Here is a 16,203-nt window from a genome sequence, read left to right as displayed (position 1 = left end):
ATTATTTGTTTCCTTAGTTTTTGAAAATGGTTGTAGTTAAAGTTTATATTTTTTTATTAATTGAATCAACTCATCTGTCATGGAAGCAAGTGTATTAGCAGAAGAAGATATTTCTTCCATTGCAGCAAGCTGTTCTTCTGTTGAAGCTGCAACTTCTTCAGAAGAAGCAGCATTGTTTTTAGCTAAATCTGATATTACTTCTGCTGTTTTTTCCGTTTCTTGCGCAAAAGATAATATATCATTTAATGTCGAAGATACTTGAATCATCTGTGGTGATATTAGATTCATATTATCATATATTTCCATAAATTTGTTGATGGCTTCGTCTGAAATCTCCAGCCCTTTCATTACATTTTTCTCTACAGTGGACATGGTTTGAACTGTCTCTATTGAATCTTGTTGTATTGCTTTGATGATTTCGGTAATCTGACTTGCGGAGTTTTGGGATTGTTCCGCTAATTTTCTTACTTCATCTGCTACAACAGAAAATCCTTTGCCTGATTCACCAGCTCTGGCTGCTTCGATTGCAGCGTTTAGAGCAAGTAAATTTGTTTGATTGGAGATATCTGTGATTACATCTAGAATAGCGCCAATTTCCTTTGTACGATCATTTAAAGAAATAATTACTGTATTAGAATCTGATACGGAATGATGAATTTCATTCATCTGATTTACTGTTTTTTGGACAATCGATTTTCCATCTTCTGCTTTTTGAATAGTTGTTTGTGTACGCTCTAAAACCTCATTAGCATTTAGTAAAACGTTATTTGTTCCACTTACTATTTGATTTAAGGAGAGAATATTGGCTTCAACGCCTTCTGTCTGTTTTTCAGCACTAACAGCAACATGTTGGATAGCAGTTGCAACTTGTTCACTAGCTTCACTTGTTTGACCAGCACTAGCATTTAATTCTTCAGCAGTTGCGGCAACTGCAAAGGAATGATTTTGTAGTGTTCCTAATAGTGTTTTTAAGCTAGCTTGCATGGTTGTAAAGGACTGGGCTAGTTGTCCAATTTCATCATTCGATTCTATAGCTATGACTTCTGTAAGATCTCCGTTGCTAATTTTTTGCGCTTTATTCTGAATATCTCTTAGTCTTTTAACAAGTGAACGAATAATTAAAATAATAATTGCTCCACCAATAATAATCGAAAGAGCCATTACTAAAAGACTTTGTTGTAAAATAGGTTTTACGGCATTATCTATTTCTGTGTCTAACATAGAACCAACAATCTTCCAGCCTGTTTGCTCATTTGTTAAATAGGATAATGTTCGCTTTTCTCCTTTATTAATGTAGGGATGTTCGCCAGAATTTTTTTCATAGAGATTAGGAAAATCTTCATCAACCTTTGAACCGGTTTCGTTTACAGGGCTGACAACATATGTTTGTTCTGCATCTAAAAGAAGGATATAGCCTTTTTCTCCAATTTCTACTTCTTTAGTTGTTTCTTCTAATTTAGAAAGATTAAGATCAATTCCTATTACCCCAGCTCCATCTTTCGTTTTCTTGGTAATAGTAATGACCATTTCTCCTGAACTAGCATCAACATAAGGACTTGTTATAATTGCTTTATCTTCTTGGGAGTCCATCGCTTGTTTAAACCATGTTCTTTCTCTTGGATCATAATCAGCTGGTAAATCTAAAGCAGGAGAGGTATACATTTTTCCATCCTGAGTCCCTAAATAAACGGCATCGGTTTCTGGATGAAGTCCTTTATATTGCTCAAGCTTTGTCATAAGTGCCTCTGGACTGTCCTCGTTTTTATCATATAATTCATTTGTAATGATTTCTGCCAAATAATCTGCATCATGAAGCTTTGGGGAGATCGTGTTGTCAATACTGCTATTCAACAATTTTACATTCTCTTTTGTGCTCTCCATTATTTTCTCACTAAGTTCATGTTTTGCGCTTTGAAAAGATAGGTAACCCACAGTCAAAGTAGGAATAATTAGAATAAGGACAAAAGCAATATAGAGTTTTGTGCTTAAATTTAAATTTCGGTTTAATGATTTTATTTTTTTCATTAACACCATCTCCTTTCTATTCATTTTTATAAATTACATAGTTGCTAGTACTTATTAGAGAACCGAACTATGCAACACTTTTCGCATTTGCTTTATAAAAGTTAATTATTATTTCGACAAGTTTTGACAAAAATGAAGGGTTTTTATAAAATCCCTCATTTTTATTTGTGAAAAGTCAGAAAAAAATAACGAAATTGTCACAAATAAAAAACAGCTGTTAGTCAGCTGTTTAAATTCGTTATAAGGTGTTAGCTTTTAACATTCTATTTTTAAAGGCTTTTGGTGAACATTGATTTTCACGCTTGAATAACTTATAAAATTGCGCCATATTTGTTATGCCAACTTCATAACTGATTTCTAGAATGCTTTTATCAGTAGTTAAAAGTAATAACTCTGCTTTTTTTATTCGCTTCAAGTTTATATAATCGACAAAAGACATGCCCATTACCTTTTTGAAGTATTTGATAAAATAATGATAGCTGAAATTCAATAGCTTACAGACATCTTCAACAAGTATTCTGTCTTCTAAATGGCTATCTATATAATCTAAAACGGGTTTTAGTTTGGTAAGGTCTTGTTCTTCTGAATAGTGAAGCATATTTTTGGTATCGTTTCTCACGAACAAAAGTAATAGTCTTTTTATCGAATAATTGATAGCAATCTCGTATCCTTTTTCTTTTGTTTGGCTTTCTTTATGTATCTCATTAATTAAGTAATGTACTTCTTGTTTTATTTCTTTATTATCTTCAAATATGTAATTTATCCTTTCTAATGGATGTGTTAATTCGGAAAAGCAATAGAAATAGGGAAGAATACTTTGATCAAAGTGTTTATGAAGATCGATTTGTAAGACAATATAGCGCAATTTACCTTTCTTCACTTTACTTGTTCTATGCGGTTGTGACGCTCCCATGATAAGGACATCCCCTGAAGAAATCGTTAGATAATTTTCTTTCGTTTGTACCGTCAAATCTCCATCAATAATTGCAAGTAACTCTACTTCTTTATGATAGTGCCAAGGATAATAATCAACCGGAGTCATTACATGCTCTCTTTCATCATTAATTTCCCATACTTTTAAAGACAATAGAGGATTCTGATAAATTACTTTTTCATTAACTGGTTGATTAATGGTATGCTTTGTCTCCATTTCCACTTTATATTCTCCTCCTGTTCAACGAGACTCAGTGGTATATGTTCTCCTCTCTATTTTAGCAGAAAGCTGGCAATCAAATGACATAATTGCATAAAAAAAAGACAGGATTAAGGATTTTTTTATGCGCTTACATTTCATATAATGAAGCCATATTTAAAGAGAGAAGGAGTGGCTAAAGAATGATTACAGTTTGGAACGAAAATCGTCATGAAAAGAAAAATCCCGTAGTAGCGGAAATTTATCCAAATGGCATTCATGGTACGATTGCTGCGTTTTTGGAGAAGGCAGGTTATGAAACATATACTGCAACATTAGATGAACCAGAACATGGACTAACGGAGGAAGTGCTGAATAATACGGAGGTATTGGTATGGTGGGGACATTTAGCACATCACGAGGTACAGGACGAAATCGTACAAAAAGTGAAACAACGTGTCTTAGATGGAATGGGGCTAATCGTTCTTCACTCTGGCCATTTTTCGAAAATATTTAAATCTCTAATGGGTACTAGCTGTGACTTAAAGTGGCGAGAGGCAGACGATCGTGAACGTTTATGGGTTGTAGCTCCTAATCATCCAATTGTGGAAGGGATAAATGAATATATTGAATTAGAAAAGGAAGAAATGTACGGCGAACATTTTGATATTCCAGCACCAGATGAACTAATTTTTACTAGTTGGTTTGAAGGAGGAGAGGTTTTCCGCAGCGGCTGCACGTATGCAAGAGGAAATGGTAAGGTATTTTATTTTAGACCAGGTCACGAGACATATCCAACCTATCATCATCAAGAAATTCAACAGGTTATTATAAACGCAGTTAAATGGGCAACACCAGTTAAGCGAGAAAAACCTGTTTATGGAAATGCAAAACCTTTGGAAACCATTTCAGTTAAGTGAATTATAAGGAGGAAAAAATAATGGCTAAATTAAAAGTAGGCGTAATCGGATGTGGAAGTATTGCACAGCATCGTCATATTCCAGAATATTTATGGAATAATCAGGTAGAATTGGTTGCACTATGTGACATAAACGAAGAAAGGGCAACTGAAATTGCTGAAAAGTATCAAGTTCAAGCATTTACAGACTATAAAGAACTATTAAAAATGGAGGAACTAGATGCAGTAAGTGTGTGTACACCTAATTATCTTCATGCACCTATTTCCATCGATGCCTTGAATGCAGGTAAACATGTTCTTTGTGAGAAGCCGATGGCTACGTCAGAGGAAGAAGCAGCTCAAATGATAGAAGCTGCCAAAAACAGCGGCAAAAAATTGATGATTGGACATAACCAACGTTTTGTAGCATCCCATCAAAAGGCACATGAGTTAATTAAAAGTGGAGAAGTAGGGAAAATATACAGTTTCCGCACTACATTCGGTCACGGTGGTCCGGAAGGTTGGAGTGTGGATGGAAAAGAAAGCTGGTTCTTTAAAAAAGAAGAAGCATTTATTGGCGCTATGGGAGATTTAGGGGTACATAAAGCAGATCTATTACGATATGTATTAGGAGAAGAATTCACGGAAGTTGGAGCATTTGTAGAAACAAATGCAAAAGAATTCTCCAGTGTTGATGATAATGCTGTTTGTATTTTAAAAACTGAAAGTGGCGTTATTGGAACATTGACAGCAAGCTGGGCTTATAGAGGAAAAGAAGACAATTCCACTGTAATCTATGCAGAAAAAGCGGTCATTCGTTTAGAGGATGATCCGAACTATTCGCTAATTATTCAATATACAAATGGGGAAAAAGTGAATTATGAGTTAGGAAGAATTCAGTCAAATAATGAAGGTGGACAGAATAAGACTGGTGTAATTGACCATTTTGTTGAAAGTATTGTAGAAGATAAAGAGCCGCTTATTTGTGGAGAAGAAGGGAAAAAATCGTTAGCTATGATTCTTGCAGCATTAGAATCGCAAGAAACGAAGACTATTACGAAAATATAGGTAGACCGTATTCATGTAAATTGGAACGGATGGAAAGGAGAGTTCTCATGAAATTAGGTGTATTTACCGTTTTATTTGCAGAGAAGTCATTTGAAGAAATGCTTGATGCAGTGAAAGAAGCTGGTATTCAAGCTGTTGAAATAGGTACAGGTGGATATCCTGGAAACAATCATTGTAATTTAGAAGAATTATTGGAGTCAGAAGAAAAAAGAAAAGCATATCTTGAAGAGGTAGCGAAACGTGAGCTAATCATAAGTGCATTCAGTTGTCATGGAAATCCTATTTCACCAGATAAAGCATTTGCTCAGGAATCCCATGAAACGTTAATTAAAACAATTAAACTAGCATCTTTGATGAAGGTTCCAGTTGTAAACTGTTTTTCTGGAACAGCTGGTGATCATGACGGAGCGAAATATCCGAATTGGCCTGTTACACCATGGCCGAATGAATATGCTGATGTGAAAAAGTGGCAATGGGAAGAAAAATTAATCCCGTATTGGAAAGAAGTAGGAAATATTGCAAAAGAACATGGAGTGAAAATTGGGTTAGAGCTACATGGTGGATTTCTTGTGCATACCCCATACACACTATTAAAATTGCGAGAGGAAACATGTGATGCGATTGGCGCAAACTTGGATCCTAGTCATTTATGGTGGCAAGGTATTAACCCAGTTGCAGCTATTAAAATTCTAGCAAAGGAAAATGCCATTCACCATTTTCATGCAAAAGATACGTATATTGATCAGGATAATGCCAATATGTATGGCTTAACAGATATGCAACCATATGGCGAAGTCCAAACTAGGGCTTGGACATTTCGTTCAGTCGGATGCGGACATAGTGTTAGTGAATGGTCGGACATGATGAGTGCTTTACGAACTTATGGATATGACTACGTTGTCAGCATTGAACATGAGGATCCAATTATGTCGATTCGAGAAGGACTAACAAGAGCTGTTACCAACCTGAAATCTGTTCTGATTGAAGAAACACCTTCCCAGATGTGGTGGGTATAAGCTTTAGGAAAGAGAATACGGTTAACATTCAATTTTAAAAATGGGAGCGGGGGAGAAAAATGTCCAAATTAAAGGTAGCGATTATCGGGTGTGGTAATATTTTTCCTATGCATGCACAATCAATCGTATCAAGAGAAGATGCAGAGTTAGTTGCAGTTTGTGATGTAAAGTCTGAACGAGCAGAAGAGAAAGCGAAAATCTATCATTGTGCCGCCTATACAAACTATCAAGAAATGTTTGAAAAAGAAAATCTAGATGTTTTGCATATTTGTTTACCACATCATCTGCATGCACCGGTGGCAATTGAAGCTGCGAAAAGACAGATTCATATTTTAACAGAAAAACCGATGTCTATTCACTATGATGATGCTGTAGAAATGGTAGAAACAGCGAAAGAAAATGAGGTAACCCTTGGTGTCATTTTCCAAAATCGCTATAATCCTGGATCACAGCTAATAAAGAAAATGTTAGAAAATGGAGAACTTGGTACAGTAAAGTCCGGAAAGCTATCTGTAACATGGGATCGTTCTGATGAATATTATCAAAAAAGTGATTGGAAAGGTACATGGGAAAAAGAAGGAGGTGGGGTAATAATCGATCAGGCAATCCATACAATGGATTTAATGCGATGGTTTATAAATGATGAGATTAAGTATGTAGATGCATCCATAAGCAATCGGGCCCATGAAATAATTGAAGTAGAAGATGCAGCAGAAGGAGTTATTGCCTATAAAAAAGGGATCGTGACTGCTTTTCATGCAATTAATTATTATACGTATGATGCTCCGGTTGAAATAGAGCTGCACTGTGAAAAGGGAATTGCCAAAATGGTTGCGGATCGGGCAACTGTACGTCTACTGGATGGAAGAGAATTTATTGCAGACAATAACCCTCAGGAAACTTTTCATTATGAAAATGGTGTAAAAGGATATTGGGGAGTAAGTCATGTAAAACAAATCAATAATTTTTATGATTCGTTAGTAAATGGAACTCCATTAGATATAACAGGAGAAGAAGCATTAAAAACACAAAAAATGATCTGTGCTGTATATGAATCTGGGAAGAAAAAAGAACGTGTTTATTTTAAATCGACAGTTGAAACGTTATAAAAAAACTAATTACTAAATATTTCAAAGTTTAAATTTTCGAAAAAGCTATATTAATTCCGTAAATTTCGGAAGATATAGCTTTTTTCTTTTAAAAGTCATTCTGCTACTCTAAAAACCTTTTTTGTAATGAGAAACTTATCGAAAAAAAATATAAAAAAACACTTTACAAATCGTAATCGTTACGGTTAATATAGTATAGTCGATGAAACAATCTTTTATATTTCTAATTTAATATTTTAAATCGTAATAATTTCGATTTGTGTGGATAGGAGTTTATCCCACTCTTAATGTGCAGTAAGACCACCACCTCAAAACTGAGGGGAATCGAGGAAACTAGGTGGGGGAAGGATCCGTCAAAGTACATAACTGCCATGCAGGATGGGATTTATTCAAGAATCCTACTCCTGCATGGCACTAGAATAATAAGGATATGAATAAAGAAAGGTATGGTAATTATGAGAGTAAATATAACACTTGTTTGTACAGAAACAGGAGACCGCAATTATATTACAACAAAAAATAAGTGAAATAATCCAGATCGGTTAGAACTTATGAAATATAGTCCACGATTAAAACGAAAAACTTTGCATAAAGAAAGTAAATAAAAAGGTTGGGTGAAAAAAATGGGGAAAAAATTTAAATTAGTTAGTATTATGTTACTTGCAGTATTGGTAATAGCAGCATGTGGGAAAGGGAATAATGATGAGTCAAGTGGAGCAAACAAAGAAAAGCTACAAATTATGACTACTTTTTATCCTATGTATGAATTTACGAAAAATATTGCAGGCGATAAAGCGGATGTAAAATTACTTATTCCTTCTAATCAGGAACCACATGGTTGGGAGCCAACTCCGAAAGATATAGCTAATGTACAAGCTTCAGATTTATTTATCTTTAACAGTGTATATATGGAAAGTTTTATCGATACAATTAAGTCGGCAGTTGATAATAAGGAAACAGTATTTGTTGAGGCTAGTAAAAGTATAACATTAAAAGAGGGTATTACCGATGAACATGATCATGAGAGTGAAGAAGCAGACCATGAACATGAGGGTGAAGAGGCAGATCATGATCATGAGAGTGAAGAAGCAGACCATGACCATGAGGGCGAAGAGGCAGAACATGATCATGAGAGTGAAGAGGCAGAACATGACCATGAAAGTGAAGGAGAGGCCCACGAGCATAGCCATGAGAAAGATCCGCATGTGTGGTTAAGTCCAGCATTAGCGATTAAAGAAGTAGAAACAATTACTGAAAGTTTAATCGAAGCAGACCCAGATAATAAGGAAACATATCAACAAAATAGTGAAAAATATATTGCTGAATTATCTGCACTTGACCAAAAATATAACGATGCTTTAAGCAAAGTAGAAAAAAAAGAAATGATTACACAGCACGCTGCATTTGGGTATTTGGCTAGTGAATATGGACTTACACAAGTGCCGATTGCAGGATTATCACCAGAACAAGAACCAAATGCACAAAGATTAGCTGAATTAAAAGAATTTGCAAAAGAACATGATATTAGTGTTATCTATTTTGAAGAAACTGCATCTAAAAAAGTAGCTGATACTCTGGCATCTGAAATTGGTGCAAAAACTGAGGTGCTAAGCACTTTAGAAGTGTTAAGTAAAGAAGATGAAGAAAATGGATTAGATTATATTAAGGTAATGGAACGCAATTTAGAAAAAATTGTTCAAGCTCAACAATAATCGAATCGTTTATCCTACTCTTAACGGACAGTAAGACTCCCCCCTCAAGCTTAGGAGAACACGAGGAAGAAAGGTGGGAGATCAACTGCCCGTAAAGGTCCGATTGGTTCAACTAACCATCAGTGGGGAAGGAAGTTTCACTTTATTTAAGCCTCTATGGGAGTTTTCTTAAGCTCCAATAGAGGCTTTTAATGTAGTATATATTGGCTGTTGATTTGCTCAAGATAAGCGTGCTATTGTATAAATGAAACCGTTTTATGGAGGGGTATAGATGGTCGCAAATCAACGGATTGTGTTTATTGGTGATAGTATTACACAGGCAGGGAAATTTGAAGATAGTGAGCAGATTGGTTATGGATACGTTCGTTATATTAAAGACTACTTTGTTATTAATCAACCAGAAGAATTACCAATTATTTTTAATAAAGGAATAAATGGTAATAGAATCCCTGATCTAGAGCAACGTTGGGAAGCGGATGTTCTATCCTTATGTCCCAATCTAGTATCAATATCGATTGGGATTAATGATGTGTGGAGGCAATTAGATCATCCTGAATGGAAACAAGTGACTCCAGTGAGATTTAGAGAAATCTATGATCGGTTATTAAAACAGGTAACTAAGAATACTGAAGCCAGTATCTTTTTGATGGAACCAACAATTATTGAAGAAAAGATGGAAGCAGAAGGCAATATTTTATTAAAGGATTATGTAGAAGTGATTCATCAACTAGCAGAAAGATATAGTGCGACAGTTGTCCCAACACATCAAGTATTTATAGAGTATTTACAAAAACAAAATCATCAAGTATTAACGACAGATGGTGTACATATGAATTCTGCTGGAAATATGTTAATGGCGCAAACCTGGTTAAAAGCTTATAACAAATATATGGAAGCAAAAAAGAAGACTTTATAAATCTTCTTTAAAAAAGAGGTCTTGTTACTAGAAAGCAAGCCTCTTTGTTTTTCTATTAAATATCTGATTTAAGCAATAGAAAAAGAGCAGCTGGGCTAATTTTGCAAAGATTCCATTATTAGAAAAGAAAGTCTTTCCTAAACCGAAATATCAAGGTATGATAGGGGAAGCAAATAGAAAGAGAGTGAATAACTATCATGGCGATGCGACTTAGAGATTGGGATCGAAATTTAAAGATTCGTCTTGCTGGTGAATCAACGGTTAATGTTACATTTTGGATGTTTTTTCCGTTTTTAGCGATATATTTTACTGAATCCTTTGGAAAATCAATTGCTGGGTTCTTATTAATACTTTCTCAAGCTTTTTCTGTTGTCGCTAATTTGCTTGGCGGCTATTATGCAGATAAATTCGGTAGAAAGAAAATGATGGTCATATCAAGCATGGCGCAAGGGATTGCATATCTAATTTTTGCTCTAGCAAGTTCTCCTTGGCTTGATTCTCCGGCCATTAGTTTTATCTGTTTTACTATTGTTAGCCTGTTTACTAGTATTTATTGGCCAGCAAGTCAGGCGATGGTGGCTGATGTAGTAAAAGAGAAGGATCGTAGCAGCGTTTTTGCTATTTTCTATACGTCTACTAATATAGCAGTAGTAATTGGTCCGATACTAGGAGGCTTCTTTTATAAAGATTATCGCTTCTTTCTCCTTTTAGCAGCTGGACTATTAAATATCCTATTAAGTATTGTTTTAAAAATTTGGATTGCTGAAACAGCTCCGCCATATAAAGAGCTAGATCGTACGAAAAAGAATTGGATAATGGCACTTGGTACGCAGTTAAAAGACTATCAAGTAATTGTAAGAGACCGCACTTTCTTATTGTTCATTTTAGCAGGCATATTAATTGGGCAAACCTTTATGCAATTAGATTTATTATTACCAGTATATGTTGATGAAATGGTTGCTACGCAAAACTTAATTTCCATCGGGAATTGGTCGTTAGAAATTCAAAGTACACAGGCTTTTGGATTAATTTTAGCGGAAAATGGATTAGTAGTAGCTTTATTTACGATTATGGTGACAAGATGGATGGCTAAATTCAAAGAGAAGAATGTTTTTATTGTTTCTTCCTTTATTTATGCAACGGCTGTTATTATGTTTAGCCAAACAAATTTAATTTGGGGACTAATGTTCGCAATGCTGCTATTTAGTTTTGCAGAATTGATGACAGCAGGAATTCAACAAAGCTTTATTTCCGAAATTGCTCCAGATAACCAACGAGGAAAATATTTTGCAGCAGCAAGTCTCAGGTTTACTTTTTCAAAAATGATTGCACCACTATCGATTCCAATGAGTGCATGGTTCGGATTCGAATGGACATTCCTAATTATCGCAATACTAGCCGTAATAAGTGCTTTTATTTATTATGTGATGTTCAAACAATTCGAAACGAAAAAAAGAAATCTACAAGCTGTGAAACAATTATAAAGGACTGCAAGTTTCCTCCCCGCAAGTGGCTATAAGTCAATTACGGGGAGGTTTTGTTTTTTTTAAATAATTTTCCTTTTTATCCAAACTTTTTCCTTTAGTCTTTCGTCTAATAGTAAGATAAGAAAGTTTAATGTCAAAAAAATAAAGAATCAATATGCAAAATTTCTATTAATAGGATCTATCACGTTGTATAGTGTCCAAGTCATTTATAACCTTGGAATGTGCATGGGGTTTCTACCAGTTATTTCTTTATCCTTGCCATTTATAAGTTATGGTGTTGTGCCAACCGTTATTAATGCATTATTAATTGGTCTAATATTAAGCGTTATTCGCAGAAAAAATTTTCAATAGTATTTGGGGGAACGGTATGATTCGAATGTATCTTGAGGCAATGGTTATTTATATATTAATGGGAGCACCGATTTATCTATTAATTCGGTATTTATATGTCAAATGTAAAAAACAACAAATACAATGGATCAAGGAAAGCCTTCTCTTTCTATTTGTCATGTTCTGTATTGGGGTAGCATCACAGACCATTATTCCCCATTGGTATATGACGATTGGAGAGGATGGAAAACAGCAACTTTCTATTCAAATGACAGAGGGGGTAAGAAGCATTAATCTTATTCCTTTTTCAACGATTTATTCTTACTTAGCTTTTTCAAATGATCAAGTTATTAATTGGCAACAGGTTTCTCTAGTCAATCTATTGGGAAACGTTCTTGTCTTTGTCCCATTTGGAATTTTCCTGCCATTATTATGGAGCATATTTAGAAAGTTTACGTCATTACTTTGGATGTCCATTTGCATTCCGTTATTTATAGAGATTACCCAATTATTTATTGGAAGAAGTACCGATATTGATGATGTTATTTTAAATATGTTAGGGATTATTTTTGGTTTTTTCCTATATAAAATCCACCATAATCTTTTTCATAAGGGAAAAGCATTTGTTGATATTAAAGACTAGCAAAATTGATTTATATGTGCCCTTTCGGTGTCACTAATGGTTAATTTTTAACACCTTATGTTAACCTTTTTAAAAACTCTTTAGTAACCTGAGTAATTCCTTTATGCGCAGGATAAATATATCCAAAGTAATAGTTGTTTTTTATCGTATCTACAAATGGTAGTGTGACATAGCTGTTATTGTTTGCTAAACCAGTTATTGTTTTAAAAGCATAATCGTAGCCTATATTTATGGCCGTATTTCTTTCTAATGCATATCGAATAGTTTCTACATTGTTGGTGGTAAATAAGATTTCCATTTTATGTTCTAAAACATCTAAGTTTTGGACAAAGTCTAAGATAGAATGATCGTTATATAAAATAATTGGTTGATTCTCTAGCATTTTCTCGGTGATGTACGAATTGTTTGCTAAAGGAGACTTCTTATTTACTGCAACAACCATACATCCATTATATAATTTATGAAAACGTATGTTTTTGTTATTCTTGATATCTTCTTCCGTATATAGAATGAAACCAATATCTACTTCTTCCTTTATAACTTTTTCAATAATATGCTGAGAATTATCCTCTTCTATAGAAGCCTTGGTGAACGGAAAATCTTTTTTATACAAAGTTATTTGATCTGCCAGCAAATCCAATGGACCTGGAAAAGTAGCGATTTTTAACTCGCCTTTTAATGTATGTGTAAACTTTTCGGCTTCATCGAAAAACGCTTGTAATTTCTCCAGTACTTCGTTAGCTTTTTGAATAAGAATTTTTCCTTCGCCTGTTGGATGTGTTCCTTTTCTTGAACGATGAAAAATGGTAATGCTCAATTCTTTTTCCAGCTTTGTCACAGATTGACTAAGAGCAGGTAAAGAAATATTTAATTTTTGAGCAGCCGTTTTTAATGAGCCAGCATTTGAGATTTCTACTATATATTTTAATTGCTCTATATTCATAAATAATCCCTTTCCGAAAATGATAGATTATAGTTAAGTAACAGTTAACTATAGTTAATTATAATATAATTTTAAATTAATAACATAAGTACTATAATTAAATTGTTTCTGAAACTTAAGTTTTTAAGGCCTTAAATAACAAATAGCTAGGAAAAATAGTAGATAAGCTATAAAACTATTTAAGTCAGGGGATGTTTGGTAGTGAAAGCTTTAAGATGGCATAATCAAAAGGATATTCGATTAGAAAATATAGAAGAACCGCAAGTAGCACAAGGAAAGGTGAAAATTAAAGTAAAATGGTGTGGTATTTGTGGCAGTGATTTACATGAATATTTAGGTGGACCTATCTTTATTCCGGTAGATCAACCACATCCTTTAACAAATGAAATAGCACCTGTTACATTAGGGCATGAATTTTCAGGAGAAATAGTGGAAATTGGAGAAGGAGTAAGCGACTATCAAGTAGGTGATCGTGTGGTTGTTGAACCTATTTTTGCGACACATGGCCACCAAGGTGCTTATAATTTAGATGAGAATATGGGATTCCTTGGTTTAGCAGGTGGAGGTGGAGGTTTCTCTGAATATGTCTCTGTCGATACAGAATTACTTCATAAATTGCCAGATGAATTGTCCTATGAGCAAGGAGCATTAGTGGAGCCTTCAGCTGTAGCTTTGTATGCTGTTCGTTCAAGTAAAGTTCAGGCAGGAGATACGGCAGCCGTTTTTGGTTGTGGTCCAATTGGCTTACTCGTAATAGAAGCGTTGAAAGCAGCAGGTGCAACAGATATTTATGCAGTGGAGCTTTCTCCAGAACGTCAGGCGAAAGCAGAAGAACTTGGAGCGATCGTTATAAATCCAGCTGAATACGAAGATGTTGTAGCAGAACTTATTCATCGTACAAATGGTGGTGTAGATGTATCTTTTGAAGTAACTGGAGTACCAGTAGTTTTAAAACAAGCTATTCAATCTACTTCCATTGCAGGGGAAACAGTCATTGTTAGTATTTGGGAAAAAGGGGCGGAAATCCTTCCTAATGATATCGTCATTAAAGAACGTACTATTAAGGGAATTATTGGTTATCGAGATGTATTTCCTAGTGTGCTGAATTTAATGAGAAAAGGATATTTTTCAGCTGATAAATTAGTGACGAAAAAAATTAAATTAGATGATGTTATTGAAGAAGGGTTTCAATCATTGATTTCCGAAAAAAATCAAGTGAAGATTTTAGTAAGTGCAGAATAAATGATAGAATTTAAAAACAAGGATTTCCGGAAAATGGATATCCTTGTTTCTATTATATTCTCATTCAACTGCTTCATTCATTTCTGTTGGACCAGTTTGTTCATCTAACTCTTTTGGTGGAACCGCACGTTTGACAAACATGGCAAGCACAAGTGCTACAATTACGATACCAACGGAAATAAGAAATGCATCATTAATTCCCTCAAGCATTGCTTTCATTCCAAGCTGCTCTTGCATGGTTGCAATTGCTTCTGGGCTTGGTTGAGTAGTTGTATTACTCATTTTTTGCATTGCTTCTTGCGCTAATTCCTCACCATGTGTTTTTGTACGTTGAGACATGATGGTTATCATCACTGCAGAACCTATCGCACCTGAAACCTGAGACAACGTATTATTTAAAGCTGTACCATGAGGATTCATTCTAGATGGTAATTCATTTAATCCATTTGTCATAATTGGCATCATAACCATAGACATACCAAACATACGTAAGGAATAGATAATCACAAGTGTAGTAATAGTTGTGGTCATGGATAATTGACTAAACATATAAGTTGTGAAAGCCGTAAGTGCTAAACCTACTAAGGCTAGTGTTCTTGCACCATATTTATCAAAAAGCCTGCCCGTAATCGGAGACATGATCCCCATGATAATCGCACCAGGTAATAATAATAGACCCGAATGGAAAGGTGAGATACCTCTAACTGTTTGAATATACATTGGCATAAGTAGCATTGCAGAGAATAGTGCAATGTTTACTACAACCGTAATGATCGCTGACAAAGAAAATAATGGATACTTGAAGATTCGGAACTCAAGCATGGGAGCAGTCATTTTTAATTGACGAAGCACAAAGAAAATTAGCGCTATTAGACCAATAATTAAAGTTCCATATACATGAATGCTACTCCATCCCTTTGTTCCAGCAGAACTAAATCCGTATAGTAATCCACCGAACCCTAAGCTTGATAAAAGGACAGATAGGCGGTCGATATGAATATCTGTTTTTTCTTTTTTATCTTTAAGTTTGAAAATTGCTAAGACTAAGACCATGATAGCAAAAGGCGATACAACATAGAACAACATTCTCCATTCATAATGTTCCACGATATATCCTGATAAAGTAGGACCAATTGCTGGAGCAAATGTCATAATAAGACCAAAAATCCCCATTGCACTCCCGCGTCTTTCTATTGGAAAGCTAGTCAACAAAAAGTTCATTAAAACAGGCATCATAATGGATGAACCAGAAGCCTGTATCATTCGAGAAAGCAACAAAATTGGGAAGGAATGTGCTATTCCAGCCATTAATGTACCGGCTACAAATAGAGACATTGCTGTAATAAATAATCTTCTTGTCGAGTATTTTTGAATTAAAAATGCAGAGGTTGGAATCATAATTCCATTTACAAGCATATATCCTGTAACAAGCCATTGACCAACCGAAGGATCAACCTTGAAGTCTGCACTAATAGATGGTAAAGCAATATTTAATAGTGTTGAATTTAGAAATGCGACAAAGGCACCCGCCATTAAAATAACGATAATGCCATATGGCGGTTTTTTTTCATTCGATGTTGCATTTGTGTTCATTAAAACAATTCCTCCCTATGAACTCTACGTTCTTTTTATCCATTGGATCTAAGCCTAAATAATAATATACCTGTAGTATAAATATTGCA

General features: G+C 34.7%; 14 protein-coding genes and 1 pseudogene. 11 read left to right on the top strand and 4 right to left on the bottom strand.

What is annotated here, in order from left to right; all coding sequences use genetic code 11:
* Positions 1 to 36 precede the first annotated feature (36 nt).
* Positions 37 to 2,025, bottom strand: a complete 1,989-nt coding sequence (locus NST60_RS02980) for a methyl-accepting chemotaxis protein (protein ID WP_341098122.1) — start codon at positions 2,023 to 2,025, stop codon at positions 37 to 39.
* A 238-nt stretch (positions 2,026 to 2,263) separates the two neighbouring features.
* Positions 2,264 to 3,175 (bottom strand): helix-turn-helix domain-containing protein, encoded by a 912-nt coding sequence (locus NST60_RS02975; RefSeq protein WP_101730581.1) that lies wholly within the window; start codon positions 3,173 to 3,175, stop codon positions 2,264 to 2,266.
* Between the two features lie 185 nt (positions 3,176 to 3,360).
* Between NST60_RS02975 and NST60_RS02970 the strand changes: the two genes are divergently transcribed.
* The 10 genes and pseudogenes from NST60_RS02970 to NST60_RS02925 all read left to right on the top strand — a co-directional run bounded on the left by NST60_RS02970 (position 3,361) and on the right by NST60_RS02925 (position 12,336).
* Positions 3,361 to 4,077, top strand: a complete 717-nt coding sequence (locus tag NST60_RS02970) for a ThuA domain-containing protein (protein ID WP_016200855.1) — start codon at positions 3,361 to 3,363, stop codon at positions 4,075 to 4,077.
* A gap of 20 nt (positions 4,078 to 4,097) precedes the next feature.
* Positions 4,098 to 5,123 (top strand): Gfo/Idh/MocA family protein, encoded by a 1,026-nt coding sequence (locus NST60_RS02965; protein WP_341098121.1) that lies wholly within the window; start codon positions 4,098 to 4,100, stop codon positions 5,121 to 5,123.
* A gap of 47 nt (positions 5,124 to 5,170) precedes the next feature.
* On the top strand, positions 5,171 to 6,139 hold the full coding sequence (locus tag NST60_RS02960) for a sugar phosphate isomerase/epimerase family protein (protein WP_016200857.1): 969 nt from the start codon (positions 5,171 to 5,173) through the stop codon (positions 6,137 to 6,139).
* 59 nt (positions 6,140 to 6,198) lie between these two features.
* Positions 6,199 to 7,248 (top strand): Gfo/Idh/MocA family protein, encoded by a 1,050-nt coding sequence (locus NST60_RS02955; protein WP_016200858.1) that lies wholly within the window; start codon positions 6,199 to 6,201, stop codon positions 7,246 to 7,248.
* A gap of 455 nt (positions 7,249 to 7,703) precedes the next feature.
* Positions 7,704 to 7,853: pseudogene (gene rpmG, locus NST60_RS02950) on the top strand (50S ribosomal protein L33).
* A gap of 18 nt (positions 7,854 to 7,871) precedes the next feature.
* On the top strand, positions 7,872 to 8,960 hold the full coding sequence (locus NST60_RS02945) for a metal ABC transporter substrate-binding protein (RefSeq protein ID WP_016200860.1): 1,089 nt from the start codon (positions 7,872 to 7,874) through the stop codon (positions 8,958 to 8,960).
* Between the two features lie 271 nt (positions 8,961 to 9,231).
* The gene (locus tag NST60_RS02940) at positions 9,232 to 9,876 is read left to right on the top strand and encodes an SGNH/GDSL hydrolase family protein (protein WP_016200861.1); all 645 of its coding nucleotides are present in this window, start codon (positions 9,232 to 9,234) and stop codon (positions 9,874 to 9,876) included.
* Between the two features lie 203 nt (positions 9,877 to 10,079).
* Entirely contained in the window at positions 10,080 to 11,360 is a 1,281-nt protein-coding gene (locus NST60_RS02935; RefSeq protein ID WP_040342430.1) for an MDR family MFS transporter, read from the top strand.
* A gap of 66 nt (positions 11,361 to 11,426) precedes the next feature.
* Positions 11,427 to 11,714 carry an FtsW/RodA/SpoVE family cell cycle protein gene (locus NST60_RS02930; protein ID WP_084668570.1) on the top strand — a complete coding sequence of 96 codons (288 nt, stop codon included), beginning with the start codon at positions 11,427 to 11,429 and terminating at the stop codon, positions 11,712 to 11,714.
* Between the two features lie 16 nt (positions 11,715 to 11,730).
* Positions 11,731 to 12,336, top strand: a complete 606-nt coding sequence (locus NST60_RS02925) for a VanZ family protein (protein ID WP_341098119.1) — start codon at positions 11,731 to 11,733, stop codon at positions 12,334 to 12,336.
* 55 nt (positions 12,337 to 12,391) lie between these two features.
* Here NST60_RS02925 and NST60_RS02920 read toward each other — a convergent pair whose 3' ends face one another.
* The gene (locus NST60_RS02920; RefSeq protein ID WP_101730122.1) at positions 12,392 to 13,279 is read right to left on the bottom strand and encodes a LysR family transcriptional regulator; all 888 of its coding nucleotides are present in this window, start codon (positions 13,277 to 13,279) and stop codon (positions 12,392 to 12,394) included.
* 201 nt (positions 13,280 to 13,480) lie between these two features.
* Between NST60_RS02920 and NST60_RS02915 the strand changes: the two genes are divergently transcribed.
* Positions 13,481 to 14,521, top strand: a complete 1,041-nt coding sequence (locus NST60_RS02915) for a 2,3-butanediol dehydrogenase (RefSeq protein ID WP_016200865.1) — start codon at positions 13,481 to 13,483, stop codon at positions 14,519 to 14,521.
* 60 nt (positions 14,522 to 14,581) lie between these two features.
* Here the strand turns inward: NST60_RS02915 and NST60_RS02910 are convergent, their stop codons facing one another.
* Complete coding sequence (locus NST60_RS02910) at positions 14,582 to 16,114, bottom strand: DHA2 family efflux MFS transporter permease subunit (protein WP_016200866.1); 1,533 nt, start codon at positions 16,112 to 16,114, stop codon at positions 14,582 to 14,584.
* Between the last annotated feature and the right edge of the window lie 89 nt (positions 16,115 to 16,203).

Origin of the sequence: Niallia sp. FSL W8-1348 (genome assembly GCF_038006745.1) — a bacterium.
In the GTDB taxonomy this organism is placed as follows: domain Bacteria; phylum Bacillota; class Bacilli; order Bacillales; family Cytobacillaceae; genus Niallia; species Niallia alba.
The sequence above is the reverse complement of the archived record's forward strand: the minus strand, read 5'-3'. Positions and strand labels throughout refer to the sequence as shown.

What these genes read in the sequence shown, in the direction of transcription:
- NST60_RS02980 (WP_341098122.1), bottom strand. Translation starts at nt 2,025, where the DNA reads ATGAAAAAAATAAAATCATTAAACCGAAATTTAAATTTAAGCACAAAA.
- NST60_RS02975 (WP_101730581.1), bottom strand. Translation starts at nt 3,175, where the DNA reads ATGGAGACAAAGCATACCATTAATCAACCAGTTAATGAAAAAGTAATT.
- NST60_RS02970 (WP_016200855.1), top strand. Translation starts at nt 3,361, where the DNA reads ATGATTACAGTTTGGAACGAAAATCGTCATGAAAAGAAAAATCCCGTA.
- NST60_RS02965 (WP_341098121.1), top strand. Translation starts at nt 4,098, where the DNA reads ATGGCTAAATTAAAAGTAGGCGTAATCGGATGTGGAAGTATTGCACAG.
- NST60_RS02960 (WP_016200857.1), top strand. Translation starts at nt 5,171, where the DNA reads ATGAAATTAGGTGTATTTACCGTTTTATTTGCAGAGAAGTCATTTGAA.
- NST60_RS02955 (WP_016200858.1), top strand. Translation starts at nt 6,199, where the DNA reads ATGTCCAAATTAAAGGTAGCGATTATCGGGTGTGGTAATATTTTTCCT.
- NST60_RS02945 (WP_016200860.1), top strand. Translation starts at nt 7,872, where the DNA reads ATGGGGAAAAAATTTAAATTAGTTAGTATTATGTTACTTGCAGTATTG.
- NST60_RS02940 (WP_016200861.1), top strand. Translation starts at nt 9,232, where the DNA reads ATGGTCGCAAATCAACGGATTGTGTTTATTGGTGATAGTATTACACAG.
- NST60_RS02935 (WP_040342430.1), top strand. Translation starts at nt 10,080, where the DNA reads ATGCGACTTAGAGATTGGGATCGAAATTTAAAGATTCGTCTTGCTGGT.
- NST60_RS02925 (WP_341098119.1), top strand. Translation starts at nt 11,731, where the DNA reads ATGATTCGAATGTATCTTGAGGCAATGGTTATTTATATATTAATGGGA.
- NST60_RS02920 (WP_101730122.1), bottom strand. Translation starts at nt 13,279, where the DNA reads ATGAATATAGAGCAATTAAAATATATAGTAGAAATCTCAAATGCTGGC.
- NST60_RS02910 (WP_016200866.1), bottom strand. Translation starts at nt 16,114, where the DNA reads ATGAACACAAATGCAACATCGAATGAAAAAAAACCGCCATATGGCATT.